The 26,333-nt window shown below is 54.3% G+C and carries 22 protein-coding genes and 1 tRNA gene; 4 read left to right on the top strand and 19 right to left on the bottom strand.

Annotation, left to right across the window (positions count from 1 at the left end; genetic code table 11):
• Nucleotides 1–2: 2 nt before the first annotated feature.
• The 3 genes from H5P27_RS09195 to H5P27_RS09185 all read right to left on the bottom strand — a co-directional run bounded on the left by H5P27_RS09195 (nt 3) and on the right by H5P27_RS09185 (nt 4,878).
• Complete coding sequence (locus tag H5P27_RS09195) at nt 3–1,145, bottom strand: AMP-binding protein (RefSeq protein ID WP_185660109.1); 1,143 nt, start codon at nt 1,143–1,145, stop codon at nt 3–5.
• The gene (locus H5P27_RS09190; protein WP_185660108.1) at nt 1,064–3,190 is read right to left on the bottom strand and encodes an MFS transporter; all 2,127 of its coding nucleotides are present in this window, start codon (nt 3,188–3,190) and stop codon (nt 1,064–1,066) included. The genes H5P27_RS09195 and H5P27_RS09190 overlap by 82 nt, the downstream gene beginning before the upstream one ends.
• Before the next feature lie 161 nt (nt 3,191–3,351).
• A complete protein-coding gene (locus H5P27_RS09185; protein WP_185660107.1) occupies nt 3,352–4,878 on the bottom strand; it encodes a sigma-54-dependent transcriptional regulator in 1,527 nt (508 codons plus the stop codon).
• Nucleotides 4,879–5,036: 158 nt separating this feature from the next.
• Here H5P27_RS09185 and H5P27_RS09180 point away from each other — a divergent pair, with 158 nt between their 5' ends.
• Complete coding sequence (locus H5P27_RS09180; protein ID WP_185660106.1) at nt 5,037–5,243, top strand: hypothetical protein; 207 nt, start codon at nt 5,037–5,039, stop codon at nt 5,241–5,243.
• Nucleotides 5,244–5,264: 21 nt separating this feature from the next.
• Here H5P27_RS09180 and H5P27_RS09175 read toward each other — a convergent pair whose 3' ends face one another.
• The 9 genes from H5P27_RS09175 to H5P27_RS09135 all read right to left on the bottom strand — a co-directional run bounded on the left by H5P27_RS09175 (nt 5,265) and on the right by H5P27_RS09135 (nt 16,773).
• Nucleotides 5,265–6,230 (bottom strand): outer membrane lipoprotein-sorting protein, encoded by a 966-nt coding sequence (locus tag H5P27_RS09175; RefSeq protein WP_221774662.1) that lies wholly within the window; start codon nt 6,228–6,230, stop codon nt 5,265–5,267.
• Nucleotides 6,231–6,256: 26 nt separating this feature from the next.
• Entirely contained in the window at nt 6,257–6,718 is a 462-nt protein-coding gene (secG, locus tag H5P27_RS09170) for a preprotein translocase subunit SecG (RefSeq protein ID WP_185660104.1), read from the bottom strand.
• 77 nt (nt 6,719–6,795) lie between these two features.
• On the bottom strand, nt 6,796–10,662 hold the full coding sequence (locus H5P27_RS09165; protein ID WP_185660103.1) for a beta strand repeat-containing protein: 3,867 nt from the start codon (nt 10,660–10,662) through the stop codon (nt 6,796–6,798).
• Nucleotides 10,663–10,753: 91 nt separating this feature from the next.
• The gene (locus tag H5P27_RS09160; protein WP_185660102.1) at nt 10,754–11,725 is read right to left on the bottom strand and encodes a ParB/RepB/Spo0J family partition protein; all 972 of its coding nucleotides are present in this window, start codon (nt 11,723–11,725) and stop codon (nt 10,754–10,756) included.
• A 12-nt stretch (nt 11,726–11,737) separates the two neighbouring features.
• Nucleotides 11,738–12,355: a LysM peptidoglycan-binding domain-containing protein gene (locus H5P27_RS09155; RefSeq protein WP_185660101.1), complete on the bottom strand. Its 618-nt coding sequence runs from the start codon at nt 12,353–12,355 to the stop codon at nt 11,738–11,740.
• 95 nt (nt 12,356–12,450) lie between these two features.
• Nucleotides 12,451–13,437 (bottom strand): methionyl-tRNA formyltransferase, encoded by a 987-nt coding sequence (gene fmt, locus H5P27_RS09150; RefSeq protein WP_221774661.1) that lies wholly within the window; start codon nt 13,435–13,437, stop codon nt 12,451–12,453.
• 32 nt (nt 13,438–13,469) lie between these two features.
• Entirely contained in the window at nt 13,470–14,876 is a 1,407-nt protein-coding gene (gene der / locus H5P27_RS09145) for a ribosome biogenesis GTPase Der (RefSeq protein ID WP_185660100.1), read from the bottom strand.
• Between the two features lie 105 nt (nt 14,877–14,981).
• Nucleotides 14,982–16,154 (bottom strand): aminotransferase class I/II-fold pyridoxal phosphate-dependent enzyme, encoded by a 1,173-nt coding sequence (locus H5P27_RS09140; protein ID WP_185660099.1) that lies wholly within the window; start codon nt 16,152–16,154, stop codon nt 14,982–14,984.
• A 136-nt stretch (nt 16,155–16,290) separates the two neighbouring features.
• Nucleotides 16,291–16,773, bottom strand: coding sequence for an Lrp/AsnC family transcriptional regulator (locus tag H5P27_RS09135; protein ID WP_185660098.1), 483 nt, complete (start codon nt 16,771–16,773; stop codon nt 16,291–16,293).
• Between the two features lie 209 nt (nt 16,774–16,982).
• Between H5P27_RS09135 and ffh the strand changes: the two genes are divergently transcribed.
• Nucleotides 16,983–18,395: a signal recognition particle protein gene (gene ffh, locus H5P27_RS09130; protein ID WP_185660097.1), complete on the top strand. Its 1,413-nt coding sequence runs from the start codon at nt 16,983–16,985 to the stop codon at nt 18,393–18,395.
• 79 nt (nt 18,396–18,474) lie between these two features.
• Here ffh and H5P27_RS09125 read toward each other — a convergent pair whose 3' ends face one another.
• From H5P27_RS09125 to ilvN, 5 genes are all read right to left on the bottom strand, one after another.
• Nucleotides 18,475–19,080 (bottom strand): hypothetical protein, encoded by a 606-nt coding sequence (locus tag H5P27_RS09125; RefSeq protein ID WP_185660096.1) that lies wholly within the window; start codon nt 19,078–19,080, stop codon nt 18,475–18,477.
• Between the two features lie 81 nt (nt 19,081–19,161).
• Nucleotides 19,162–19,812, bottom strand: a complete 651-nt coding sequence (locus H5P27_RS09120; protein ID WP_185660095.1) for a phosphoribosylanthranilate isomerase — start codon at nt 19,810–19,812, stop codon at nt 19,162–19,164.
• Between the two features lie 131 nt (nt 19,813–19,943).
• Complete coding sequence (cobA, locus tag H5P27_RS09115) at nt 19,944–21,467, bottom strand: uroporphyrinogen-III C-methyltransferase (RefSeq protein WP_185660094.1); 1,524 nt, start codon at nt 21,465–21,467, stop codon at nt 19,944–19,946.
• Complete coding sequence (gene hemC / locus H5P27_RS09110; protein WP_185660093.1) at nt 21,460–22,335, bottom strand: hydroxymethylbilane synthase; 876 nt, start codon at nt 22,333–22,335, stop codon at nt 21,460–21,462. Before hemC ends, cobA begins: the two co-directional genes overlap by 8 nt.
• A 45-nt stretch (nt 22,336–22,380) precedes the next feature.
• Nucleotides 22,381–22,851 (bottom strand): acetolactate synthase small subunit, encoded by a 471-nt coding sequence (ilvN, locus tag H5P27_RS09105; protein WP_185660092.1) that lies wholly within the window; start codon nt 22,849–22,851, stop codon nt 22,381–22,383.
• A 142-nt stretch (nt 22,852–22,993) separates the two neighbouring features.
• On the opposite strand from ilvN, the gene H5P27_RS09100 reads away from it, so the two are divergent.
• Both H5P27_RS09100 and H5P27_RS09095 read left to right on the top strand, forming a co-directional pair.
• Nucleotides 22,994–23,070: transfer RNA gene (locus H5P27_RS09100), tRNA-Val, on the top strand.
• Between the two features lie 131 nt (nt 23,071–23,201).
• Nucleotides 23,202–24,029: a hypothetical protein gene (locus H5P27_RS09095; protein ID WP_185660091.1), complete on the top strand. Its 828-nt coding sequence runs from the start codon at nt 23,202–23,204 to the stop codon at nt 24,027–24,029.
• Between the two features lie 443 nt (nt 24,030–24,472).
• On the opposite strand, the gene H5P27_RS09090 is transcribed toward H5P27_RS09095, so the two are convergent.
• A complete protein-coding gene (locus H5P27_RS09090; RefSeq protein WP_185660090.1) occupies nt 24,473–24,811 on the bottom strand; it encodes a P-II family nitrogen regulator in 339 nt (112 codons plus the stop codon).
• An 86-nt stretch (nt 24,812–24,897) separates the two neighbouring features.
• On the bottom strand, nt 24,898–26,247 hold the full coding sequence (locus tag H5P27_RS09085; protein WP_185660089.1) for an ammonium transporter: 1,350 nt from the start codon (nt 26,245–26,247) through the stop codon (nt 24,898–24,900).
• Nucleotides 26,248–26,333: the final 86 nt, after the last annotated feature.

Below are 26,333 nucleotides of genomic sequence, written 5' to 3'. Positions count from 1 at the left end.
GCTCAAGCTGCTCCCACTTGTAGCTGCTGGGCCGGCGAGTCATCACCGCACAAGGCTGAGCAGGCTTTCAAATCGAGCTTACCCGAACCTAGCAGGGGTAAGCTGCCCACTTCGACAAGGTGCTGAGGAATCCACAAGTTGGGCAAACCTTGGTTTCGCAAGCGTTTTGAGAGTTCAACACCGTCACAAGACCGAGTGGTCAAGAGGACCAAGGACTCTCCCTTTTTGCCGCAAGCTCGAGACCCGACGAACAAGGAAGGGACCTCGCTTTCTCCAATTTCTGGATACGCTTCTACTATGGCTTCCTCTACCGCTGTGTGGGAGACCATCTCGCCACCGATCTTTGAAAACCGTGAGAGACGTCCCTCGATCCAAAGAAAGCCCTCATCGTCGATACGTCCCAAATCACCCGTATCCAGCCACCCATCTTGCGTAAAACGAACTTCCGAGCTCGGCTCTAAATAGCCGCAGAAAATATTCGGTCCCTTCACAAGTATCAGTCCGCCACTACCTGGTTTGGCGATTTCCGATTTATTCTCCGGATTCACAATACGTATACGGATTCCCGGCAAGGGAAGACCTGCCGACCCCTGTTTACTGCCATTCTGCGCCAAGGCATAACGTCCCTTGAGCGCATCGCTTCGCAAACAATTGGCAGAGATTACCGGAGCGCACTCGGTCATTCCATAACCCTCCAGAATGCTGATTCCAAAACGGCGTTTCCATTGCTCCGCTAAATCCGATGGCAGCTTCTCCGCTCCCGCCACCACCAGCCGCAAGCTCTTCAAGTCTTCACTCGATGCCTTTTTAAGATAAGGCCTGAGAAAAGTCGGCGTGCCGATCATCACGCTTACCGACTCCTCACGTATCGCCATGAGATTATCTTTCGCTTGCAAAGGCGACCACGTAGTAACGACCTGCATTCCATTCAAAATTGGCAGCCAAAATCCTCCCGTCAGTCCGAAGCTGTGAAACAAAGGCAGATTGGCCAGGAGCCGATCCGAAGAACGCATCAAGTAGCATCCAGAAAGTTGCGACACGTTGGCCACTAGATTTCGATGGCTCAGAGGAATCCCTTTCGGCTCCGCAGAACTCCCGCTTGAGTATAACAGGGTCGCTTCCCTGCCCCCTCCGAATTCAGCCACCGAATACAATTTAGCCAACAGAGCTCCCGGCAAAAGAATGGCGGCAAAAGCACTCCCACTCTCGCCGCCGGACAATCTTTGATTAGGTACCTCGAGACGCCCAAAGCTGCCACCGATAGTTGGTAATTACGAAAACGTTTCGATCCCAAGGATCGGTCGACCATCTTTGTCGAAAATGGTTTCCGGGCCAGTACTTTCAAACTGAGATAGGCCAAAGACTTTTCCAGCTTCCTGCGATTTGAAAAACCATCCTGCGACAGGTCCAACACCGCTTCGCGCAAACTCTCTACCGACGCTTGATCAAACTTCACAGCATCCCCGAAGGCAAGCGATACCTGACGACGCAAAGGCTGCCCCCAACGATAGCGAAACGGCTTGTCAGAGAAGCTGAATACAGATCCCCACATCCCGTCGATCGCCAAGGGAACAACCGGTACCTGTGCCAATCGAGCAATGAGTTCGGCCCCTTTCTTGAAGGGCATCACCATGCCAGTGCGCGTCAAAGCTCCCTCCGGGAAAAGGCAAACCACACCACCCGCCTTCAAGGCGTCGACCGTTTTGCTAACCGCATCCTTGGCTCTACGCGGCGAAACCGGGATGACGTTGAACTTCCGATACACCCACTTCATCAGAGGATATTTCAAAAGCTCATCCGTGCCGACGAACTGTACTGGGCGAGGTGAGCTTGCCCAAATCAGCAATGCATCCGCGTAGCTAACATGATTGGATACTAAAAGCGTACCGCCTTCTCTCGGAAGTTTTTCGGTGTATCTCGGCTTCAGGGAATAGAAGACTTTGCACGCAGCCATGAGGACTAAGCGAACCAGGCTCTCCGGCACCAAAACAGTCATCGCCGCGGTTACTACGACACTGGTTCCCGCCACGATCCAAAGCTGAGCCTGCGGACTCCAGCCCATATATCCCATTGCCGACGCGATCAAAACGAAGGCTCCTGAAACGACATTGATCAGCAGGTTGTTGGCCGCGATCGATGTCACGCGAGCGTCGTCGCGAGCGGAAGCAACGAACAAGGCGTTCAAGGGAGCGGAAAAAAGTCCTCCCGCCAAACCGAGGATTAAAACACCGGCCGAAACCATCCCATCGTTGTCCCAGAACAAAGCAGTCAAAGGAATGAACACGCTCAAAAGGACAACCCCCAAAAACGATAGCCCGACTTCGATGCGGCGTCTACAAAGGTAGGCGGCAAGGCCGCTTCCAGCAGCGACTCCAAATCCGAGTAAAGCCGCCATTCCTCCACCTTGGCTGGCAGATCCAACTGATTGACCATGATCAAGGCGGCTATCTTGCAGCAAGATCATGATCAACATGGCCCCCACTCCGTAAAACCAAGCCAAGCCGAGGGAGGTCCATCTCAGGACAGGCCGAGCGAAAAGCTCGCGAGCCGCAGCGATAAACGAGCTGTCCTTTTCGACTTCCGTTTCAGAATTGGAGTCGATGCGCGACACTGCCCCGTAAGCAAAAAGCGCAAAGAGACTCGAAGCCGCTCCGGCGATGGCGGTCGCTTGCCAAGGGTCTCCCAGCAGCTTCCAGAGTTGGTCAAAGGACCATCCACCCACTGCAAGCCCCACCAATGTCGCACCTACGCCCGCAAGGCCCAGCAGCCCCATCATTTGCCCAAGCCTTTCAGTTCCGCAAAGGTCCTTCAAAAGCGCGTTGCGAGAAGGAGCGAGAAGACTGGATTGGCAGGCAACCAAAGCGAGCGAGGCGATCACCCCGCCGAATGAGCCCTGAATTGCGCTGAAGCCCAAGCCAGCTGTCGCCGCCGCTTGCAGCAATAAACTGCCCCGCACCACGGCCGACTTGGAAAAGCGGCCCGTCAGCTTTCCTGCCACTGGAGCGAGAAAAATATAAGGCAGCACATATAGGGCGGAAATAACGCCTACCCAAACCGCAGCCTGACGCTCCGGAAACAAGGCCGCCACCAAAGCGGAGGCGGTGATTTTAGCGATGTGGTCGCCCAAGGCATTCAAGCCCTGGGAACCGATCAGCCGGTAAGAGTAAGAGAGAGGAGCAGATTTTTGCATGCCTCTCTATTTGCTAGCGTCATGCCAGCCCGCGAGAAGTGAGAATTACGAACCCTCTAACCAATGCTTATCAATTACTTACAAATCCTCAACCCGTCCAACTAAATCCAACCCCAGAATCCAATGTACAAATTTTGTCCAACTAGGCTTAGCGTTTTCTATCAATCGACTCCCAAAACATAGCGTTTCGCAGTCCTTCTGTCGACTTGGAGAACGCGAGCGGTCTCTTCATAACTCCCGCCTCGTCTGTAGATTTCCTGGGCGTAGCGGCTCAGCAATTGATTCGCGGTCAATTTTTCTCCTGCCGCCTCTTTGACGCGATCCGCGTCCACTCGGCTCAAACCGAGATCCTCCGCCTCGTAGCGACCGTGAATCATAATGTTACGCACGCATTGCTCGAGCTCTCGGAAGTTGCCGGGCCACTGGTAGGCCGAACCAAGGTTTTGCTTTATCCAGCCAATCGACTCCTCTGCCAGCGATTCCGCGTCCACGGGACCAGCCACTTTGAGGGCGATATGGCGGACCAGAGTTCCTATCTCCGCCCCACTCCCTGAAAGCACTTCGCTAAGAGATGGAGTCCGAATCCGATCCGCGCAAAGGCGGAAATAGAAGTCTTCACGGAAGGACCCGGCGGCGATCTCATCCGGCAAATCCCGGTTCGTAGCGGCCATAATCTTTCCGACGAAAGGCCTCAGCGCGGTGTCGCCGAGCCTCTGGAATTGCCGAGTCTGCAGCACCCTCAGCAGCTTAACCTGAATGGACGCATCCGTCTCTCCTATCTCATCCAAGAAGACGGTACCAAACGCTCCGCATTTCTCGAAGTAGCCTTCCCGATCCTGCAAGGCTCCCGTGAAGGCTCCTTTGCGATGCCCGAAAAGCTCGGACTCGATCAATGTGGGAGAGAGTGCCGAAAGGTTGAGCGGATAAAACGCTTCCGAGAAATCGACCGCAAAACGCCCCGTCTTGATATCGAAGGGAACGAATCGGGACATGCCTACCGCCCGAGCCACCAACTCCTTGCCCGTGCCCGATGGACCCGTTATCAAGGTCACGATATCGCTCATCCGATTGTAGAGCGAGCGTTGGTAGCGGCGCATGTCGTGGGTAAAACAACTGCCCCAGATTCGGCTTCGCAGGGCGCAGATCGCCTCGGAGCCACCCACCAGATACCGGTAGATATTCAGCCACGCCCGTCTCAACTGAAAGTAGAGCGCAAAATACAATCCCTCCTGCTCAGGCGAAAAGCGGGTGGCCGCGTGCACGCTCAGAAAATACCGCTGGCGGTCCCGATACTCGTAGAAAAAGGAGACGCCGCCAGGCACTGGCTTTCCCGCAAGAGCGCCTTCGATAAGACGGTCGTACTTCTGCATGAACTCGTGATAAACCACGAAGTGTACAAGGTTTTCGTAGACCACTCGCTCCCCTTCATCCACCTGCCTAGCTTTGGCGAGCTTGGACCGGGCAGCTTCCATGAACTCGAGCGCCATAGCCAAGAGCTTCTTTAAATTCGGGGCCAACAACTCTTCCGCCCCGCCAGGAGCGACGTAACGATACCGTTCCTGATAGTCCTCCCCCAAGCACTCCCGCTCCAGTTGCCATCGAGACTCTTCAAAGGGATTACAATAAACCACTTCAGCCAGTTTCTGAGCAAGTGGCCAATGATCACGGACAAATATCTTTTGCGGCATGGGTGTACATTAATTGCACATAAGCACCAGTCAACAGTTGTAAGGATATCGATTCTTCAAATCGTTCCATCAAAAACCGAACAACGTATTTCACTGTCCATCTGTTACTTACAAATTTTCCTACCCTAAATGGCATCTGCAGTGCGATGGAGAGTGGCATGAAACGAATCACTTCCCCTTCTCTCTCTCGCCATACCATCGGAAAAATCCTCGCCAGCAGCCTCGGCATCGTATGTGCCTTCCTATTGGCCTCCGCCTACCTTCGACTAGGTGTCGAACGCCCGCACCAATTGGATCAAGCCTACCAAGCGATGGGTCCGGTCAATACCACCATCCAAGAGATCATCCGCCAAGCCTCACGCTAACGGAACATGCGGGTCGGCAAGTTACTCGTCTTCTTCGGCTGGCTTGCCCTGTACGCGGGAAAGCGGCGTACCGTATACGTTCCGGGTCAAGCCCTCCATATCGAACACCCATTCAGGCACTTCGACCCCCAGAGCGGGGTCCGTCACGCGAAAACGGGTTTTGTCTCGCGTCTGCTCGTTGCGCACGTCGACCTGACTGAGAACACCTTGTCCGTCTACGATTTTGAAGGCCACCACGGAGAGCGTTTTGCTCAGCTCGCCTTCCGCATCATAGATTTCCACGCGATTCAGAGCGTTGAACTCCTCATCGAGATAGATACGAACCTTGGAGATGTGAGCCCTGATTCCCTCTGCCTCTTGCGGTGGCAACAGCGTGAAAACATGAGTCGGGCGACTCCGCTTGGTGGTTCGCCCCTCGTACTCGAAATCCTGCCAAAAGGAAAAAGGCATCAACAGGTCGAAGATGGTGAAATCGCTGCCCGCTATCCCCTCGAAATAGGATTCCGCCGCAACCGGTTTAGGAAGCTCCGCCGACTCGTCCCAGCTGTTGGAGCTGACCGCATTGGCAAAGATCCCATTTTGCAGCAAAAGCCGCTTCACCTCGGCGGGAATGAGTTTTCCCTGATCCGTCACATCCGACTGCTTGAGAGCGATATCGATTCGAGTGAGCGGACCATATTCGGTCTGAGTGCCAATCAACACGCCAGGAACCTCAACTGTATCGCCCCGTCGCGGCATGATTCGCAACTCGAAGCCAAGCCGATAATCTCCCGCGATCCCGAGGCTCCGGAAAGTATTGAGGATCTCTAGCCCGTCCGCCTGGCTCACGTCCTCTCCCAAGGTGTCAAGCGGGCTATCCGATAGCCTCCGCTGAGCCGAAAGCTCCAATAGGCAGAATAGACCGAAACCCGCTAGCAGCAGGACTCGCTTGATTCTAGGTACAAAAAAGGCCGGGCGTATTCCCATGCGTTGGGTAGACCCGGCCATTTGAAAAGGTATCCGTACGGAATTCTTTATTGAGCTGGCAGTTCTTCAGCAGCTTCTTCCGCTGCATCCTGAGCTTCCGCTGCTTGCGACTCAACTTGCTCGGCAGCCGCATCGACTTCGTCCGCCGCAGCGTCAGTCGCTTCTTCGGCTTCAGACATCAACTCCTGCAACGCGCTAGATGCTGCGCTTTGCTCAGGCGCGTCGATCTGCGGAAGAGCTCCTTCGACGCCGGCCTTCGCCACCTCATGCTGGTGCAGCTTGGAGAGATAGAGGCCAAAAGTGAGCAAGAAAAATACGATCGCAGTGTTACGAGTCCACTTGGAAAGGACGCTGCTGGTTTCCGCTCCGAGAGCCGACTCGGCCATGCCCCCGCCCATAGCAGCGCCAAGGCCACCGTTGGCGTTACCACGTTGCATGAGCACCAAAAAGATCATGAAAAGGGACACGAGGACCAGTACTACTGTGAGAAAGCCGTTGAGAAAATCCATAATTAGAGCCGGAGACAGTCGAAAAAGGATTTTGCCTTGTCAAGGACGGAAACACTCTTGCGATCTAAAGCCCCCCTCTAGGGCTCGAGAGTACGAATCCGCCAAAAGCGAACCGAGGCCCCTGCTTGCAGATCCACATCGACGCTGAGGCTTGAGCCTGTCCCATTCAGAGGAGACCCCACCGAAACCCAACTTTCCGTTCCGAGACCGACTACCGTTTCCAGCTGGTAGGCAACTCCCACATCACTGGACCAAGTCAGGGTATACAGTCCATTGCCTCGGCTCGTGACCAGAACCTCCGCGGGATCCAAAACAGGACCGGCGGGCGAATCGCTAGAGCGCATAAACAACTCAACAACCGTCCCTCCCACTCCTACAGCATAGAACCGGTCGAGATAGAAAACCACGTCCCGAAACCCACCGAGATTGGCGATTTCCTGAGAAAGGTAACCTACAGGAGAGGCCTCCCAATCGATTCCGTTCATGGAAGCCCAAACCGAGGAGCCATCTCCCACGGCAACGAACAAGCCCGCCCCATAGGCTAGCCCCTTCACATCGCCATCGATGCCGGTAACGGAGCTGGCATTCCAATTCGCCCCATCGGCGGAAACCATCGCTTGCGCGGAGCTACCATCGTAGCTCGACCCCAGCCCCAACCAAAGCGAGCTTCCATAGAGAGAGCCGGTGGTGAGCATGTCTATCTCCGGAACATTGGTACCGCTGACCGATGCCAAAGTCCACGTGCTGCCGTCTGAGGACCGATAAGCTTCCACGTCATTTTGGCCAGGAAATACAGTTGCCCAATTACCATCCGCATAGGCAATGCTCCAAGCGTGGAATCCGCTCGGCAAATCTGAAACTGCTTGCCAGGTCGCTCCATCATCTTGCGACACGACCAAACCATCGGAGCCTCCTGCCGCGATTACCTTGCCCTGCCCCGCGGCCACTGTGCGGAGAAAATCATTAATGGCTCCCGCTTCCTGATTTCGGGTAGTCGTCCACGTAACGCCATCGGTAGAAGTCAGAGCTAACCCTTCGTTTCCAACCGCCACGTAGTTGGATCCCAGGTACAAGGCGTCATCCATGAGCGGCATGTAGGCGCTGGAATCGGCCGAGTAGACATGTTCGTTCCAACCGAGCCCATCGAAGTCGTTCACCACCACCACGGTTTCGGTATCGGTATCGCCAAAGGCGACCAGTTGGCCGGCGCCAGCGGCTATCACAGTAAGATTCGCGACAGATCCCACCGCCGCGTTTCTGGTGGTCCAAGAGCTTCCGTCGGAGCTGCTCGTTATAAAACCACGCTCTCCCACGGAGACGAAAATGCCATTCCCAAACGCAACCCCGTTTAAAGAAACCTGCAGATACGCCGAGCTCGCGTAAGAGGCTCCCGTCGCCGAGGTACCAACGCTTCCGTTGATACCCACCGCCACAAACTGACCATTTCCGTAAGCAACCGAATTGAAGTAATTATAGTCACCCTCGGACACTTCGTTCCACGTGACCCCATCGGAACTGTTGGATGAATAGCTGTTTGGGCCGACCATGGAAAAACTTCCATTTCCTTCCACCCCAGCTGTTCGAGTCCAGAAATACGGTTGCAACTCAGCATCAGTCGAGGCGCTGGCCCGGACTTCGGTCCATGTGGCCCCATCCGCGCTTGATACCACTCGACCACTGCCTTCGATCGCGAAGTAAGTAGCGCCTCCGTAGAAAATGGATACAAATTCACTCGCTTCAATCGACGTCACCGCCGACCAAACGATTCCATCCGCACTGCTCACCATACCACCCGATTCGCCCACCGAAATCCAACCCGCTGTTCCATAGGCGACTCCGACCAACCTCTCGGAAAGGCCGCTATCCGCTTCTGTCCATGACGAACCGTCGGTAGAATATATAATAGTACCATCGTCCCCCACCGCAACGAACTGGCCCGAGCGGGATGCCACGTCGTTGAGCGCTACCGTAACGCCGGGATCGACATCGCTCCAGCTGCTCGCATCGGTGGAACGGCTAACCCAACCGCCAGAACCCACCGCGACCCAGACTCCATCCGCGAAGGCGACATCGTTGTAAGAGCGAAGCCCGCTGCTGGAATGCGACCAAACGATGGACCGTGTATCCTCCGAGGTCGTGGCGGAAACGATTTCCGAATAACGCCCATAGATCGAACTCTCCGCCTCAATGCGGTAGCGATAAAGAGTGAGCTCCTGCAATCCAACGTCGACAAATGACGTCACATCCGCGGCGGTCCTGCCTACTTGGCTAAAGTTCCCATCCGCTCCAAGAGCCCGATAGATGAGATAACCACTCTCGCCCGTCACGTCATTCCAGGTGAGTCGAGCTTGATAGGGATTCAATACCGCGACATCGAATCCGTCCGGAATGGCAGGCGGAGTCGCCACAGTACGAACAGTCGACCAATCGGAAACGACACTACCCGCCACCGAACGCACCTGATATTCGTATGTATATCCGGATACAAATGTAGTATCGTCGTAAGTGATAGAGCTCGCTCCCGATACGTTCGCTATCGTTGTGAATGCGGAATCGCCTTGTAGCCTTCTCTGCAATTCGTATCCATCTGATCCGTACGCCTGAGACCAGCGGAGAGTTACGACGCCTTCGCTCGACAAGCTCCCCGAATACCAGCTCGGCGTAATAAGCGGACTGCCACTTTGGTTGACCACGAGACTGTTACTCCCAAGAGCAACCGTAGCGCTGCGGCTCGTTAGATCTGGATTGTACGACACATTCACTTGAACAGCGCCGTTGCCAGTGCCACTCGGGTTCGTAAGTGAAATCCAACTGGAATCCTCAGTCGCAGTCCAAGAGCTGGAAGATCCGGCCAAAACGTTGACTGTGTAGTTTCCTCCGTTGGGACCGGCCTCGATATCCGACTCGAAAAAGATAGGATCGGACGTGGAGCTACTGCTTGCCTCTGAAGTCACTACCACGCCATTCACCGCGTTCGTTCCCACCGCAACCCAAAGCGTCGGGCCGACTGCGACTCCATTTAAGTCCCCGGGAGCATTCGCGGTACTGGTTAAATTCGTCCAGCTTGATCCATTATCCGAATACGCAAGCAATCCCGCCGATCCGGTACGCCCAACTAGGACCGAGGTTCCGTTCGTACCCGCGACTCCATAGCCAATGCCGCCTAAGCCTGCCGATTGAGTCAGGTTCGTCCACGTCTCGCCATCCTCAGAAACCAAAACATGGGCAGTCGTGCTTCCACCGCTTAAAGTCCCCTCCCCGGTCGCCACGAATCGACTGCCGTCATAAGCCACTGAATACGCTACTCCGCCGATGTCGACCGCCACCGTGTGGTCTTGCCAATCACGGCCGTCCTCCGAGGTCAAAAACACCACTCGGGCCCCGTTGGTGCCGACCGCCACGAACTTGCCATTTCCGTAGGCGACTCCTTTGAGGTTTCCTCCGATGCCTAGAGTTGAAGTTCGGTTCGTCCAAGCCGCCCCGGTGGTCGAAGTGGCCACGACTGCGACCGAGCCCGTTTCTCCCACTGCGACCCAAGTTCCGTTGCCATAGGCCACATCATTGAGAATGCCGCCGATCGAGGCGCTACTCGTGAAGTTGTTCCAATTGATACCATCGTAAGAGAAGCCTATTAAGCCGTAGGTCGAATTCGTGCCGACTGTGACGAAGCTGCCATCTCCATAAGCAATCCCGTTTAGGATTCCGCCGAGATTGGCGGAACTAGTACGACTGGTCCAAGTGACGCCGTCTTCTGAAGAATAGATCAGGCCCGCGGTCGAATTTGTCCCCACGGCTACATAGAGGCCGTCGCCGTAATCGACATCATTAAGGATGCCGCCTATACCAGCACTCGTAGTCTGGTCAGTCCAAGTCGTCTGCGAATAAGCTAAACTTGCAGAGATAACGATACACAGCAGGGCGAAAAGAGGGATTCGTCTCAACATCACCCCTGCATAAAAGGGACAAACACCCCTGGCAAGATTACAGAGGCCTGGATGCGACCGTTAGAAGTAAAAACGATAATACGACGACGTACTACGCTTCTTCCAAGCCGATCTTCTCGAGGATGCGCTGCAAGTCGTCGTTGCCGGTGTACTCGATCATGATCTTACCTTTCTTGGGCGAGTGCTTGAGAGCCACCTTGGCATTAAGATAGGAAACCATACGCTTCTCGATGTCTTCGATGGCGGCGGCTTCCGCGGAAGAAACAGTGCGTCCTCCGCTTTGCTTGCCCTTGCCGGAGCGCTTCATGCTCTCAATCAGAGCCTCCGTTCCACGCACGCTTACCCCCTCTTCGATGATGCGACGAGCGATCAAAACCTGCTCTTGCTTAGCCTCGAGACCGAGCAACACCTTAGCGTGCCCGGTGGACAAAAGACCAGTCGACAAATAGCCACGAACTTCATCGGGAAGCGTCAACAAACGCAGCGAATTCGCCACTGTCGCGCGGCCCTTGCCCACTCTTTCGGCTACCTGCTCCTGAGTCAGATCAAAGTCCCGCAGCAAGCTGGCGTAGCCGAGAGACTCTTCGATCGGGTTTAGGTTCTCTCGCTGCAGATTCTCGATCAAGGCCATGGAGGCCGAGGAAGAATCGCCTGCCTTGATAATGCGGGCTGGGATCTTGCCGAGCTTCAGCATCTTGAAAGCCCGCCAGCGACGCTCGCCAGCAATGAGCTGATAACGCCCATTTACCTCGCGAACCACGATCGGTTGGATCAAACCTTCGCTGCGAATGCTTTCGGCCAAATCGCTTAGTTGGCTCTCTTCGAACTCACGGCGTGGCTGATAAGGATTCGGCTCCACCTTGGAAATCGGCAACTCCATGAAGTCAGGACTTCCCGCCGGTTCCGGCGCAGGGGCTGGCGCAGCTTTGACTGCCTTGGTCGCCTTCTTGGCCGGAGTCTTCGCCGGCGCTTTCGCCTTCGTTTCGGCAGGCGCCGACTGGTTCGCTTTGTTGCCGGAAATCAGGCCGGCTAGCCCTTTGCCCAATCTGGGTTTCTTCGCCATGTGGTGTGGGTGCTATTGAGAGTCTTGAGGAACAAAAATGGTCTGCCCGACCTGCAGGAGGCGCGGATCGGAGATCTTGTTGATGTTTTGGATCCAATCGCTGCGGGAATTGTACTTTTTGGCAATACTCGAGATGCTTTCTCCTGGAGCGACTTCATGCGGAACGCCAGTTGTTGGAATCCCAGAAGTATCGAAATTGGTTTTAACGTCCTTGCGTGGCGCTGGCATGGTCGGGACTGAATTCAGCGCCTTGTTAACTGTCTTGCCAAAGGCTTCGAGCTTGTCGCCAACCATGTTGACCATCTCGTTTCGCAAAGTCTCGTCTCTAGCCTCCAAGGCGGTAACCGCCTTGCGAACAACCTCGTTCACCTGGGCTACCGTGGCGTAATTGCCGGACTGGCGCTGAACCTTGCCTTCCAAATCCTCCACCAACGACTTCAGCCGAGCGTTCTCGCGGCGCATGTCATCCATCTCCGAAAGGAGAGCTCTCATCTGCTCCATCATGAGTCGCTGGTCTTCCACCATATTGGCCACCTGGTACTGCAGGTTGGAAGACTGAGCGGAGAGCTGAGAGGTAAAAACAAGGGCGAACGCAAAAAAGGCTGGGACAAATCTAACGAGGCGAGTCATGGCTGGGGATGGTGGGAAATTCTGTTTTCGAAAACAAGTGTTTAGAGAGCAAGGCGGCCCTTGCTGACAAAGAATTCCTCAATTCGCCGCCTTCGCTAGCCCTTGACGTGCTCCGCGGTGACAAGTTCCGTCATCTCCCGCGATTCGAATACGGACCCGACCGGTAAATCGTAGCCTCGCAAAAACTCGGCCGCCGTCAGCATCTTGCCTCCCGGCCTCTGCAGCTTTTTGAGAAAAACAACTCCGTCGCCGCACGCGACCTTCAAACCTTCGTCTTCCAGCCCAAGCACAGTGCCGGGATCAGCCTCTGCCCTTTCATTCTGATAGCCTGCCAACCCAATCTTGATCGATACCTCGCCCCAATTGGCGCGAGTGGAAGGCCAAGGGAAAAGCCCGTTGATCCGGCGAGCCAGAACCTTGGCTGGAGCACGAAAATCAAGTTCTCCATCCCCCTTGCCAAGCTTGCGAACAAAAGAAACTCCGGCCGGATCTTGCTCCTGCAACTCGGGTTCGCCCCCATGCGCGATCGGCAAACCACGAACCAACAAAGGAGCGCAGGCATCCGCTAGTCGGGACTCCACATCCAATGCTGTATCAGACTCGCCGATACCAACTTTCTCCACATCCAAAACCGGCCCTGCATCCATTTCACGAACCAACTTCATCAGCGAAACGCCCGTTTCTTGATCGCCCGAAGCCACCGCGCACTGGATCGGCGAAGCTCCACGGTATTTCGGAAGCAGAGACGTATGCAGATTCCAGATACCAAGCCTTGGCGTATCGATCAGTTTTTGGGAAAGGATATGCCCATAGGCCATTACCAAAATCGAATCCACTGCCATTGCTTCGATTTCCAAACGCTCAGCCTTACCCATCTTCTCAGGTTGGTAGACAGGCAAGTCACGTTCTAAGGCCCAAGTCTTTATCTCGTTGGGAACGACTTTCTTGCCGCGACCTCTGGGCCGGTCTGGTTGGGTATAGACCGCGACCAGTTCGATTTCACCACAGCGACCAGATACCACAGCTTCCAGTCCGGGCAAAGCGATTGGGTCCGAGCCCATGAAAATCATTCGAAACGCCATAACAATACAGGCGGCAAACGCGCCGCGGGATCCTAATCCTCCTCTTGGATGTACGGGTTCTTCTTGTTCACCAGATCAAATACCATCGGGCAGCCATCGAGCTCGAATTCTTCGACCAGCCCCTTCAGCAGGAAGCGCTTGTAGGAGTCGCCCAGCTTCTTGGCCTGATTACAGAAGATCTTGAAACGGTATGGATAGTTTCCGGTGTGCACCGCGTAATAGATGCGGAAGCGGCGGCCGTCCTTTTTCGGAGCAGGCAAACGCTCGGCCATCTTGTAGAGCTTGTTGTTCAAACGTCCGGTCGGAATCTTGCGGCCCTGACGTTTGTTGAGCTGGCGAGCGGAGAGAAGAATCTTCTCTACATCGATGCCTTCCTTCGCGGATACGAAACGTACCGGAGAACCGGGCACGAAGAACAGCTCACGGTGAATCCCCTTTTCGAAGGCTTCACGGAATTTCGCTTCCGAGTCGAATCCGTCGATCTCCTCGTCTTCCCAAGCCTTCAGTGCCAGGTCCCACTTGTTGACCACGATGACAACTGGCTTGTTCGCCTTGGTCGCTTCGCCGGCAATCGCCTTGTCCTGATTGGTCGGACCTTCTTTGGCGTCGATGACCATGAATACCACGTCCACGTCGCGAATCGCGTCCAGCGAGCGAACGCGGGAGAAGTATTCGACTGAGGAGTTGAGCTTGGTCTGCTTTCGAATCCCAGCGGTATCGGTGAGCATGAAGTGCCAATCTTCCCCACGCTTCGACTTCCAAACGAAAGGCATCTCGATGGAGTCGCGAGTAGTGCCGGGCACGTCGCTCACGATGAAACGATCCGACTGGACCAGACAATTGCTCAAGGAGGACTTTCCGACATTTGGGCGGCCAATGAAGCAAACCTTCAGCACCTTTTTCCCATCGTCTTCCGGCTCCTGAGGCGGACCGACAATCTCGTCACGCAACTTCAAGACCGCTTTTCGCAAAGTGCTCATACCTCGTCCGTGTTCGGCGGATACAAGATGCGGCTCTCCAAATCCGTAGCGGTAGAACTCCTTGTCCTTGATGGCAGTCGTTTCCGTATCGACCTTGTTGACGACGAGAATCACTCGCTTGTCGCCACGCCGCAAACGCTCGGCCATCTGCTTATCCAAAGCCATCAAACCTTCGCGCCCATCAACGACGAAGAGCACCAGATCGGCTGCGTCGATAGAAAAGTCGATCTGGCCTTCTACCGCATTGACGATCTTACCGGGAGTGTCGCTCATACCTTCGACAAGCCCCATACCTCCGGTATCCATCAACGTGTAGCCATCATCCAGATCGCGGGTGATGACGTCGCGCGTCACCCCTGGCATATCGTGAACGATAGAAATGCGCTTGCCCGCCAATCGATTGAAAAGGCGGCTCTTGCCGACATTTGGTCGGCCTACGATTGCCACTGTGAAGTTCATATTTGGAAATTGATTAAACCACAAAACGTACAAAAGCCACAAACGGGATGTTCGCGACTCTCGTATTCATTTTGTGAATTCTAAGCGTTTTGTGGTTAACTTAAATTACTTGCAGTTGTTGACGAAGCGTTCGATGCGATTGCACGCCTCCACGATCTGATCGTAGCCGGTAGCGAAACTGCAACGAACGAAGCCCTCTCCGTATTGGCCAAAAGCCGTACCAGGCACCATCGCCACTCGCTCTTCTTCAAGCAAACGCTTGGCGAAAGTTTTGGAATCCAAGCCCGTTGAGGTGATATTCGGGAAGGCGTAGAATGTCGCGTTTGGCTTGTGACAAGTCAGACCGATCTCGTTAAAGCGACGCACTACGAGGTCGCGACGGCGCTGGTAGGCCTGACGCATTTTCTTCACCGCCTCGTCTCCATTACGCAAAGCTTCCACGCCCGCATCCTGAGCTACGATGGAAGCACACATCATGGAATATTGGTGCACTTTCATCATCGCTTCGGTCAATGGAGCAGGAGCGCAGGCGTAGCCCAAACGCCATCCCGTCATGGCCCAGCCTTTGGAAAAACCGTGCAAGAAGATAGTACGTTCGCGCATGCCTGGGAAAATCCCGATACTCACGTGCTCACCTTCGTAAGTCATTTCAGCGTAAATCTCGTCGCTGATGACTAGCATGTCCTTCTCGACCGCGAACTTGGCGATCTCTTCGAGCTCCTTGCGCTCAGCCACACCGCCGGTCGGATTACAAGGCAGATTGATCATCAGCACCTTACAACCGGGCTCCCATGACCTTTTCACCTCTTCCGCCTTCAAGGTAAATCCTGAGGCAGCTTCCGTCTTGATAGCAATTCCGACTCCGTGAGCCAACATTACAGTCGGGTGATAGGAAACGAAACAAGGGTCCTGATAAAGTACCTTGTCGCCCGGATTCAGCACCGCGCGAAGTGCGATATCCATGGCTTCGGAAACTCCCACCGTTACCAACACTTCGTTGTGCGGATTGTATTCCAAACCGAAGTTGCGACCTACGTAGTTCGCGATTTCGCGACGAAGCTCGATCAAGCCGAGGTTCGAAGTGTAGTGAGTGCGGCCCTTCTCCAATGCGTAGATCGCCGCCTCGCGTATGTGCCAGGGGGTGGTGAAGTCCGGCTCGCCGATTCCCAGCGAGATGACGTCCTTCATCGCCGCCACCAGCTCGAAGAAGTCGCGGATTCCCGAACGCGGGAGTCCGATAACATGATCGGCGATAAAACGGTTTTGATCTTCAGACATTGTATTTTTGGTTTTATGGGAAGAGCCGCTTGCTGCGGCTTTGTATTCAGAAATTGCTTGTATATAAAAACTCGAAAAGCGGCGTGACAAAAGTCGCGACCGCTCGGAAGGATTCGAATTGTATGTTCGTTCCCCGCTACGGCGTCACGTCGAGACGCGCCTTGTCTTCCGCTGGCTGCTCGATCAGGTAACCTTGCTCCTTGTAGGCTCGCAGCATGAAGTGGGTAGCGGTAGAGAGAACACCCTCGATTGTTGAGAGTCTCTCGGAAACGAAACTGGCTACCTTGTGCAGCGAAGAGCCCTTCACCACCACGTGCAGATCGTAGCCACCAGACATGAGATAGCAGGATTCGACTTCGTCGAAACGGCTGATGCGCTGGGCCAAACGGTTGAAGCCTCCGTCGCGCTCGGGAGTGATCTTCACCTCGATCGCGGCACGAACAGCCAGGGAATCATCCTTGTCAGGATTGAACACGGGGATCCAGCCGAGAAGGATGCCCGCATCCTTCAACGCCTTCAGCTGAGCCTCGATCTCTTCCACGGACATGCCGAGGATTTCGGCCATTTGCCGTTCATTGAGTCGCTCTCCTTCTGATAGCAGCTTGAGTACCTTGTTCATAATTGCGAGGGACTGTGCATCATTCCTCGCAGACTGCCAGCTCGAAATTTAGGCAGCCTTTGGCCGCTCCGAGCACCCCAAAAAACTGATCACAATGCGAGTTTTGGACAGTCCTCGCCCCTCCAATCTGCGGTTCGAGAATCTGCACGGCATTTTTCGCGAGAAGCAGGCTTTACGCTAGGAGACTCTCGCGCCAACTTCACACACTTATGTTCGAAAGCCTGACAGATAAGCTCACCAACGCGATGCGCCACCTGCGGGGCACCGCCAAGCTTTCCGAGGAAAACATGGCCGAGGCGCTCAAGGAAGTACGCGCCGCCCTGCTTTCCGCCGACGTGCATTTCAAGGTCGCCCGCTCTTTCATAGAACGCGTCAAAGAGAAATGCGTCGGGCAAGACGTCCTGAAGACTGTCACTCCCGGTCAACAGATCATCAAGATCATCAACGACGAGCTAACCGCCCTGCTCGGCGAGGGCTCGACCGAACTTTCCAAGAAAAAGCCGCTCAAGATCATGATGGTCGGCTTGCAAGGCGGCGGTAAGACCACCACCACCGCAAAGCTCGCCAAGGCCTTAAAAAAGGATGGCTACAAGCCGCACCTCGTAGCTTGTGACGTCTATCGTCCCGCCGCCATCGACCAGCTCGAAACCGTCGCCCGACAGATCGAGGTACCCTGCTTTGCCAAACGCGGTACGCCGGATGTTCCGGCTATCGGCGAAGAAGGCCTATCGGTAGCCCGGGCCTCTGGGGATGACCTGATTATCTTCGATACCGCGGGCCGTTTGCAGATCGACGAGCAGCTCATCGAAGAAATCAAGGAGCTGAAGCGTCGCGTAAATCCTGATGAAGTTCTCCTCGTGGTGGACGGCGCGATTGGTCAGGAGGCGGTAAACGTAGCAAAGACCTTCAACGAAGCCGTTCAGCTAACGGGTATCGTCATGACCAAGCTCGACGGCGACGCTCGAGGCGGTGCCGCCCTCTCCATGAAGGAGATCACGAACGTGCCCATCAAGTTTGCGGGTACGGGCGAGAAGCTCGACGAATTCGACGTGTTCCACCCAGACCGTATGGCCAGCCGAATTCTCGGCATGGGCGACGTGGTTTCGCTGGTTGAAAAGGCTCAGGAAACGATCGACGAAAAGGATGCGGCCAACATGGCGGAGCGTATGATGTCCGGCGAATTCAATTTCGAGGACATGCTCAACCAGTTTAAGCAAATCAAGAAGCTCGGCTCCATGTCCTCTATCATGGGCATGCTTCCCGGCATGGGAAAACTAGCCGGCAGCATGAATATGGACGACAAGGCGGAGAGCCAGATGAAGCGCAGCGAGGCGATCATCCTCTCCATGACCAAGCTAGAGCGCCGCAAGCCTCAGTTGCTCAACTCCAGCCGTCGCACCCGCATTGCCCGCGGTTCCGGCACCAAGCTGGCCGAGGTCAATCAGCTCATCAAGCAGCACATGCAGATGAAAAAGATGATGAAGAAGATGCAAGGTGGCGGCAAAAAGGCAGGCAACATGAAGAAGATGATGAAGCAAATGAAAGCCAGCGGCATGGACCCGAGCCAAATGGGTGGCATGGGTGGAGGCGGTATGCCCGACCTCAGCAATCTGAAATTCTAATCATTCTCCCAACGAAAAAGGCGTCCCCAAGAGGACGCCTTTATCATGTTAGAAATTTAGTCGAAGGGTAGATTCTCAACTACCTCTCTTCAGTCGGCAGCTCGGATTGATCATCCGTAACCTTCTGCTCGCGTACGGATTCCTTCGCTTTGGAGAATACGTTGGAGAGAGCCGTTCCGACCTTGCGGAAATCCACGTTGGCAGTGGAGCCAGCGTTTACGTCAGAACCGTAATCGTTTTCTCCTGAGAAAAAGCGTTCCTCGGCACGAGCAGTCACTCGGATGTTCGCAGCAGCGACTGGATCCAGCTCCGCGAGTCGCTCGAGGCGGCGGCGAGGTTGCGGGTCGAGCTTTTCGATGAGCAAGTCGAGATTACGCACTTCGTAAGCCTGGGCATTGACTGGGCCGAGCTCGATCACTTCCAAATCGTCCATGTTCATGTGTGGAGCGAATTCTTCAGCTCGGCGCTCGTTTTCAGCCTTATACTCGCTGAAAAGCTCATTCACAGTTTCCGCATCAAAGGACTTGGTACCCACTACCGCCTTCCCGGACGGAGCTGCTGGAGCCTCCGCAGGCTCTTGCTCTGACTCTACCAACGGCGACACCTCCTCTGGCTCGTTGGCGAAAAGGCTAACGGCTACAAATGGAACAAGAAGGAACGATTTGATAGTGAAAGATTTTGGCATGCGTCGTCGGGGCGAAGGTTGTAAAATAGGATAAAAGTTGAACTGAGAATGAAACTCCACCCAAAAAGATGGGTACATTCCCTAGTCTACCTCGCTCAGTAAGACTCTGACCTGCGAAATTCGTTCAAGATCCTTTATCCCGGGCTCAATTTCCAAAGAACTGTTGAAATCGAGGCAGTCCGCTCCGGTTTCCCTCAACGCTTCGATAGCGTTTTCAGGCGAAATGCCACCCGCTAGAATCCACTTGGTCTCCGGATAGTTTGCCTTGGCTTCTCGGAAAGCGTTCCAATCACTCGTCGAGCCGGTCCCGCCATAAGTGTCCTTGTCCTGTTTGAAGGCATCCCAAAGGATAGTGTCGGCATACTTGAGCAAGTCCTCATTGAACGCGACCGACGGTGGTAGTTTTGGAGCCAGCCAGAGTCGCTCTTTGCCCACCAGCTTGGACCAGGCTTCCACTTCCTCGCTCAGACCGATCGGGAAGTGAATTTGGAAAAAATCAAAGCCAGCGCCTTCCAATTGGGAGAGCGTGTACAAATCCGGGGCCACCGTAACCGCCACTTTGGGAACCTCTGGCAAACGCGGCTGGATTGACTTGTAGCGATCCAAATCGATCCGACGAGGCGACTTTGGATAGAATATGAAACCTAGATAATCAGCCCCGGCTTCAGCCGCAGCTTGCGCATCGCGAGCCCGCGTCAAACCGCAAACTTTGAACTGGATTCCATTAATCATAAGCTAGCCATTAAGGGAAAACGTTTAGCTTATCCATCTTCTATTGGCCATGCTCGTCCGTAAATACCGGTACAGCCGAAAATGACCGTAACGGGATCGCACTTCAGCGACAGTCACACGGCCCATCGGCCCTACTTGCCGAAACGCTTTACGACAGCGTCTACTAGACTATCGAGACTCGCTTCTTTGGCTTCAATATCCACCGGCATGCCAATCTGCTTCATTGTAGCGGAGGTGATTGGTCCGATGCTCACTGTCTTGGGCCGCAGAGCGTCCGGTGATAGCTGCAAATACTTCGCTTGGTCGATGAACGATCGGACACCCGAAGAGCTGGTAAAGAGAATGCCATCCGCCCCTTGCTCGCGAAACATTTTAGCCGATGGATTTTCGCTCAAATCCGTCTGTTCAGTCTTGTAGACTTCGAAGCGATCCACGATCGCCCTTGCCTCTTCCAGCTTGTCGATAAGAACGTCGCGGCCGAGATTTCCAGCCACTACCAATACCTTAGCGCTATCAAGGCTATCGGTTTCAACCAAAGCCTCTGCCAAGCTCTCCGCATTGGCTTCCTTCGGTATCAGATCTGTGGAGACAAAATACTTTTTAATCTCCTTGGCTGTAGATTTCCCAACTGCAGCAATTCGCAAAAATCCTAGGGAACGGATGTCCTCGAACTTTTGGAAAAACGCTTCGAAGAAATAGCGAACCCCATTCGGGCTAGAAAAGACCAGCCAATCATAGGAAGCAATTTCCGCGAATATCTCGTCCGCAACCTCGGGCTTCACCGCGCCTGTGATCGATATCAGAGGAAGGCCGATCACCTCGGCACCCGTTTTTTCAAGCATCGAGCTCAACTCGCTAGCTTGGCCTTTACTGCGGGTGACCACTAATTTTCGCCCCTGCAGGGGCTTGTTCTCAAACCATGACAAATCTTCACTCATAGCAGCAGTTTCTCCTACGATTATGATCGCCGGAGCCTTGAGTCCGAACGATTTCGATTCTTGGGCAATCGTACCCAAACTTCCACGACAAACCCGTTGATGCCCCATAGTGGCCCACTCTACGCAAGCGGTCGGGGTTTCAGGTAAAAATCCACCCGCCATTAATCGCTCACTAATCCGGTCGAGATTAGCGACTCCCATGTAGATGCAGATAGTAGAGTCCTTCTTGGGCAAATTCTCCCAATCAACAGTTGTATCCAACTTCTCTGGATTCTCGTGTCCCGTTACAAAAACCAAGGTAGCGTTCGTGCTTCGATTGGTTAGCGGGATTCCACTGTAAGCGGCCGCGCCCATCGCAGAGGTGATACCTGGGACTATCTCGAATTCGATGCCAGCTTCAGCCAAAGCCATTGCCTCCTCTCCCCCGCGGCCAAACAGAAAAGGGTCGCCCCCCTTGAGGCGAACCACTCGCTTCCCTTCAGCCGCTTTTGCCAAAAGGATTTCTTGGATTTCCTCCTGCTTCTTGGAATGGAAGCCTTTGCGTTTTCCGACGCAAATCTGCTCGCAATCATCCGGGAGCAGGTGCGTGAAAGCTGGGTGGACGAGATAGTCGTAGACGAGTACCTCGGCCGATTCGATCAACTGCCTCGCCCGTACCGTGAGCAAATCGGGATTACCCGGCCCCGCTCCGACAAGATAGACGATTCCCTTAGGCATCCTTGAGCTCGAGTTGTTCGATAAGCTTGATGGCAATTTTGCGGGAATGGCTCGCCACGTACTCTTCCGGAAGCTCTCGAGACTCCTTTCCGCATTGCTGATGATAGATTCGCAAAAGGCCCCCGTGGTAATTCACCGCAAAGGCAACTTGGCAACCTCCCCCTAATTCCTCGAGGAAAGCTCGCTCCAAATTGACCGCTACTGCCGTTTCCTCATCAAGATGCGGTCTAAAAACGTCAACATCCTCGGTGCGACATTGGATAGCGACCGCCGCCTGTCCCACAGCCGGAACACATTCGTCCAAACTCAAAGTGCGGAAGGTCACGCCCTCCCAAGACTCGATACCGAGACGGTTTAGACCCGCAGAAGCGAGAACCGTGGCATCCGCATCACCGCGAGCGATCTTGTTCAAGCGCGTGTCCACGTTTCCGCGGATCTCGCAAAATTCCGCTTTGGGAAACAGATAGCGAAGCTGGATTCTGCGACGCGGACTGCTTGTTGCAATTCGCTCAGGGGTTTCGACTCCGTCACGAAGGATCAGAACATCCTCGCAGGTTTGACGCGGCAAAAAGCCGGCCAACGAAAGCCCTTCTGGCATTTCGGATGGCAGATCCTTGGCGCTGTGCACCGCGAAATCCGCCCGTCCTTCGAGCAACGCGTCTTCCAGCTCTTTGGTAAAAAGCCCCTTCCCACCCTGTTTCTCAAGGGACCACTCTTGGCGTTTGTCCCCAGTTGTTACCATCTTCTCTATACGGAAGATAGCCTCAGGCATTCCTCGCTCGAATAATTCCTTGGCGAGGTAGGCCTGTGCCATGGCCAAAGGACTCTTCCGAGTCGCTACGACAAACTCCTTAGCGGGCTTGATCATAACTTGGGAAAGTTCGTTTTACGGAATGAGTGCGAGCCGTTTGAGCTAGCGCTCCATGGCGAGGTTGCCCGTGCGGCCCAACTCAATGATGCCAAAGTCTTCCACCAGGCCGAGGAAAGCTTCGATCTTGCCTTCGTCACCCGTGATTTCCGCTACCACGTCAGCGTGATTGACACTGATAATCTTAGCGCGGAACAACTCGCAAATTTGAATGATCTCGGCACGGTTGCCAGAGTCAGTTTTCAGCTTAACCAGGACGAGCTCCCGGGAAACGGCCTGACCGGTCTGGAAGTCGTGAACTTCGACTACGTTGATCAACTTCTTCAGTTGCTTGGTGATCTGATCCAGCACCGCGTCATCCCCTCGCACCACAGCTGTCACACGAGACAACTCAGGATCGTGAGTCGGAGCCACGTTGAGCGTGTCGATGTTGAAACCGCGGCCGCTAAATAGGCCAGCGATGCGGGCAAGAACGCCAAATTTGTTTTCAACGAGTACGGAGATGGTGTGTCGCATTCAGGATCAGGATTAAAAAAAGGGCGCCTTCTTACCGAACCACTACTCGGCATGCAAGGAGCATGTGCAAAGATATTTGTTTTTCTCAAATTTTGCCTTGCCAAGGGGCATTAGCAGATTCTTATTTGCGGCCTTTCCCATCGGACGGGTAGCTCAGTTGGTTAGAGCAACTGGTTTACACCCAGTAGGTCGGGGGTTCGAGTCCCTTCCCGTCCACCATTCCTGACCTTAGGAATGACACCGCCTTGGCCTCAGGCCATTAAAGCGGTAGCCAATTCGGAATTGGATCAAGTTCTGCTTGAAAGAGCCCCCCTCTTATAACATGTCCAACGAGTTCCTGAATCCAACACATGTCCGCAGAAGTAGAGCCAAAGCCAGACCCTATTCACATCACGCCTTGGAAAAAGGCGATGTTGCTTGCGGTAGCCGCATTGTTTGGTGGCACTCTCTTCGAGTACTATCGCGGCGGTATTAACGAGACCGGCGGTTGGCTGTGGCCCATGCTGTTCCTTCCCCTGATCCTCTACCTTCTCGGAATCGTCTACGGGGACGTCCCTGCTCGCTATTACGATCTGAAGGTATTGAAGCCTTTTCCAGTTCCCTTCGCCCGCCAATTCGATCGCTGTGTACTGGCTATCATCGTACTTTTCACCGGCTTGTTTTTAAACATCCTCCTGTTGGCAGTGACGCTGATTGTAGGAGCGAAACTTCTGCTAACCATATTCTATCTGCTATACATGGTTCTTATGCTAGCAGAGCTCCCCAACTCCCTGCGGATTTTTCGCTTCATCCAGCACGTCAACACGGTGCAATACGTCTCGGTCATCCACCCAGACACCTTCAAACAAGCCATTGCGTACTACACGCCAGAACAAGATCAGCTGTCTGGTGAAGAGCTGAAGAAACACCTTTTCGATCTCTATCTGAACCTAACCGACGAAGCGGAAAAACTGGTCGTCGAAGCCTCCCCCTTGACACGCGACCAGCAAATCGCCCTCAACCTCGCGGTGAGAGCCGGTGAAGCGATCCGCAGGAGCCGCATCGCCAGCCAAAGCGGCGAGGCAGAACGCCTCAGGGCGAACCTATTTGTCCTGGAAGCGCTGGAAAAAAACTCCGGACTCCAACTCCCCTTGGACATCCGCCAGCTTCGCAACAAGGCCAAGGGATTGGCCGCCTAGGCGAACAAATCGTGAAATAGAACCCAGACACCTTTCCTGGAACACTTCGACTCACAATGGATGCCGTCCGCCTGAGTGAGGCCATAACCCCGATAGAGATAAAGCCAGAGAGGCACTCAGCAGTCCGCTGGCACCACCCATCAGGCTGGATTCTGAAGTCAGCTCCCTGAAATTTTCAGGGCATAGAAGCGGTGGGCACACTAGAGTAGGAGCCACAAGGCTGAGGCTCAAGCTGCCCATCACGCACCGACCACTAGAGAATAGGCCGTAGAGAAGCGACTCGTTCAACTCCAACCTTGCCCTTTAAAAAGGCCGAAACATCGCAGTTAAAGGATAAGCCCCCCCCCTTTTCTGCCTTCTCTCAACATCTCCTCCGGAGCAAAAAAAAGCCGACCCTCCATGCGGAGGATCGGCTAGAAAAAGATTTAAGCCTTTAGCTAAACCTAGAGGGCTGCGTCGCCTGCTTCGTCGGTACGGATGCGGATAGCCTCTTCGAGAGGTACCACGAAAACCTTACCGTCACCGATCTTGCCAGTCTTAGCAGACTTAACGATCGCTTCAGCCGCCTTAGAAACGACATCGTCCGGTACAGCGATCTCGACCTTCACCTTTGGCAGGAAGTCCACGGTATACTCGCTACCACGGTAGATTTCGGTGTGACCCTTTTGGCGTCCGAAACCCTTCACCTCGGTTACGGTCATACCTTCGATGCCGATTTCCGAGAGCGCTTCTTTAACCTCTTCCAATTTGAAGGGCTTGATAATGGCTACTACTAGTTTCATAGGGAAAAATTATTGAGGGTTATATATTTAGTACGGATTGAGTTACTTTATGCAAGTAAATGTCCTTCTTAACCTTACAGATTCCCTTAGCGGGAAGAGACTGAGAAGTCAGGATATGCTTCCTGACCATGCTCTCCGACGTCGAGGCCACCGAATTCTTCTTCTTCGGATACCCGTACTCCCATTACAGCCTTCAAGATGAAGAACAGTACGAAAGAGGTTATGAAAGCGAAGGCGGATACGGAGATCGTACCGATCAACTGCCAGATGAAGCTGTAGGACTCAGGCTCGCCAGCAGCGACACCGAAGATACCTACCGCGACGGTTCCCCACATACCACAAATACCGTGTACGGAGATCGCGCCAACAGGGTCGTCGATCTTGATCTTATCGAAGAAAACGATCGAGAAAACTACGAGCACACCAGCGATAAGGCCGACGATCGCAGCGCTCCAAGGTCCCATTTGGTCTGCGCCAGCGGTGATACCAACGAGGCCGGCGAGAACACCGTTCAGTCCCATAGAGAGGTCAGGCTTCTTGAGAACAACCCAAGAAGTGAAGATCGCGCCCATTGCACCCGCACAAGCTGCGATAGTGGTGGTTACGAAAACGAGAGAAACGAGAGCCGCGTCGGCGCTGAGTACGGAACCGCCGTTGAATCCAAACCATCCGAGGAAAAGAAGGAACACACCGATAGCAGCGAGAGGCATGCTGTGGCCCAAGATCGGCTTGATCTTGCCGTCGGAAGTGTACTTGCCCTTACGAGGTCCAAGTACGAGTACGCAAGCGAGTGCTGCGAAACCACCAAAAGCGTGAACGAGGGAAGAACCTGCGAAGTCGTAGAAGCCCTTACCGTCGAGCCAGCCACCGCCCCACTTCCAGGAACCAGTGATCGGGTAGAGGAACATCACGAGCAGAGTCGCAAAGATCATGAAAGTAGTGAGCTTAACGCGCTCAGCAACCGCACCGGAAACGATCGTCGCAGCAGTTGCGGCGAACATTGCCTGGAATACGAAGTCACTCCAGATCGTGTAGTCAGCGTATTCGGCAGTCATCGTGGAAGGATCGCCGTAGTCCAACGCGTTTGCGATTGGCGAACCAACAGCGAAGAAGCCATTGAAGTCACCTGGGTACATCGAATTGAAGCCCCACAGAGCGTAGGTCAGAACACCCATCGTTACGATGAAGAGATTCTTGAAGAGGATGTTAACGGTGTTCTTGGACTGAGTCAGACCGGTTTCAACACAAGAGAAACCAAGGTGCATGATGAAAACCAAAGCCGCGGATATCAGGATCCACAAGTTACTGAGGTCAAAGAACGACTTTGCAGCGGCTTCGTCGCCGGTCAAAGCCATCGCTGGCGTTAGTTCCAGACTCACTACCGCCAAGATTGCGAGTAGCGAAAGTCCAGGGATTCGATGAAGGAGTTTTTTCATGTGGATCTATCGATTGTTATTCAGGAAAACAGGCTGCGGGATCGCAGCTTCGAGACCGGTCCGATCAAGCAACTGGCGTGCCATCA

The organism is Pelagicoccus albus, assembly GCF_014230145.1.
GTDB lineage: Bacteria > Verrucomicrobiota > Verrucomicrobiia > Opitutales > Opitutaceae > Pelagicoccus > Pelagicoccus albus.
The sequence above is the reverse complement of the archived record's forward strand: the minus strand, read 5'-3'. Positions and strand labels throughout refer to the sequence as shown.

What these genes read in the sequence shown, in the direction of transcription:
- H5P27_RS09190 (WP_185660108.1), bottom strand. Translation starts at nt 3,190, where the DNA reads ATGCAAAAATCTGCTCCTCTCTCTTACTCTTACCGGCTGATCGGTTCC.
- H5P27_RS09185 (WP_185660107.1), bottom strand. Translation starts at nt 4,878, where the DNA reads ATGCCGCAAAAGATATTTGTCCGTGATCATTGGCCACTTGCTCAGAAA.
- H5P27_RS09180 (WP_185660106.1), top strand. Translation starts at nt 5,037, where the DNA reads ATGAAACGAATCACTTCCCCTTCTCTCTCTCGCCATACCATCGGAAAA.
- H5P27_RS09175 (WP_221774662.1), bottom strand. Translation starts at nt 6,230, where the DNA reads ATGGCCGGGTCTACCCAACGCATGGGAATACGCCCGGCCTTTTTTGTA.
- secG (WP_185660104.1), bottom strand. Translation starts at nt 6,718, where the DNA reads ATGGATTTTCTCAACGGCTTTCTCACAGTAGTACTGGTCCTCGTGTCC.
- H5P27_RS09165 (WP_185660103.1), bottom strand. Translation starts at nt 10,662, where the DNA reads ATGTTGAGACGAATCCCTCTTTTCGCCCTGCTGTGTATCGTTATCTCT.
- H5P27_RS09160 (WP_185660102.1), bottom strand. Translation starts at nt 11,725, where the DNA reads ATGGCGAAGAAACCCAGATTGGGCAAAGGGCTAGCCGGCCTGATTTCC.
- H5P27_RS09155 (WP_185660101.1), bottom strand. Translation starts at nt 12,355, where the DNA reads ATGACTCGCCTCGTTAGATTTGTCCCAGCCTTTTTTGCGTTCGCCCTT.
- fmt (WP_221774661.1), bottom strand. Translation starts at nt 13,437, where the DNA reads ATGGCGTTTCGAATGATTTTCATGGGCTCGGACCCAATCGCTTTGCCC.
- der (WP_185660100.1), bottom strand. Translation starts at nt 14,876, where the DNA reads ATGAACTTCACAGTGGCAATCGTAGGCCGACCAAATGTCGGCAAGAGC.
- H5P27_RS09140 (WP_185660099.1), bottom strand. Translation starts at nt 16,154, where the DNA reads ATGTCTGAAGATCAAAACCGTTTTATCGCCGATCATGTTATCGGACTC.
- H5P27_RS09135 (WP_185660098.1), bottom strand. Translation starts at nt 16,773, where the DNA reads ATGAACAAGGTACTCAAGCTGCTATCAGAAGGAGAGCGACTCAATGAA.
- ffh (WP_185660097.1), top strand. Translation starts at nt 16,983, where the DNA reads ATGTTCGAAAGCCTGACAGATAAGCTCACCAACGCGATGCGCCACCTG.
- H5P27_RS09125 (WP_185660096.1), bottom strand. Translation starts at nt 19,080, where the DNA reads ATGCCAAAATCTTTCACTATCAAATCGTTCCTTCTTGTTCCATTTGTA.
- H5P27_RS09120 (WP_185660095.1), bottom strand. Translation starts at nt 19,812, where the DNA reads ATGATTAATGGAATCCAGTTCAAAGTTTGCGGTTTGACGCGGGCTCGC.
- cobA (WP_185660094.1), bottom strand. Translation starts at nt 21,467, where the DNA reads ATGCCTAAGGGAATCGTCTATCTTGTCGGAGCGGGGCCGGGTAATCCC.
- hemC (WP_185660093.1), bottom strand. Translation starts at nt 22,335, where the DNA reads ATGATCAAGCCCGCTAAGGAGTTTGTCGTAGCGACTCGGAAGAGTCCT.
- ilvN (WP_185660092.1), bottom strand. Translation starts at nt 22,851, where the DNA reads ATGCGACACACCATCTCCGTACTCGTTGAAAACAAATTTGGCGTTCTT.
- H5P27_RS09095 (WP_185660091.1), top strand. Translation starts at nt 23,202, where the DNA reads ATGTCCGCAGAAGTAGAGCCAAAGCCAGACCCTATTCACATCACGCCT.
- H5P27_RS09090 (WP_185660090.1), bottom strand. Translation starts at nt 24,811, where the DNA reads ATGAAACTAGTAGTAGCCATTATCAAGCCCTTCAAATTGGAAGAGGTT.
- H5P27_RS09085 (WP_185660089.1), bottom strand. Translation starts at nt 26,247, where the DNA reads ATGAAAAAACTCCTTCATCGAATCCCTGGACTTTCGCTACTCGCAATC.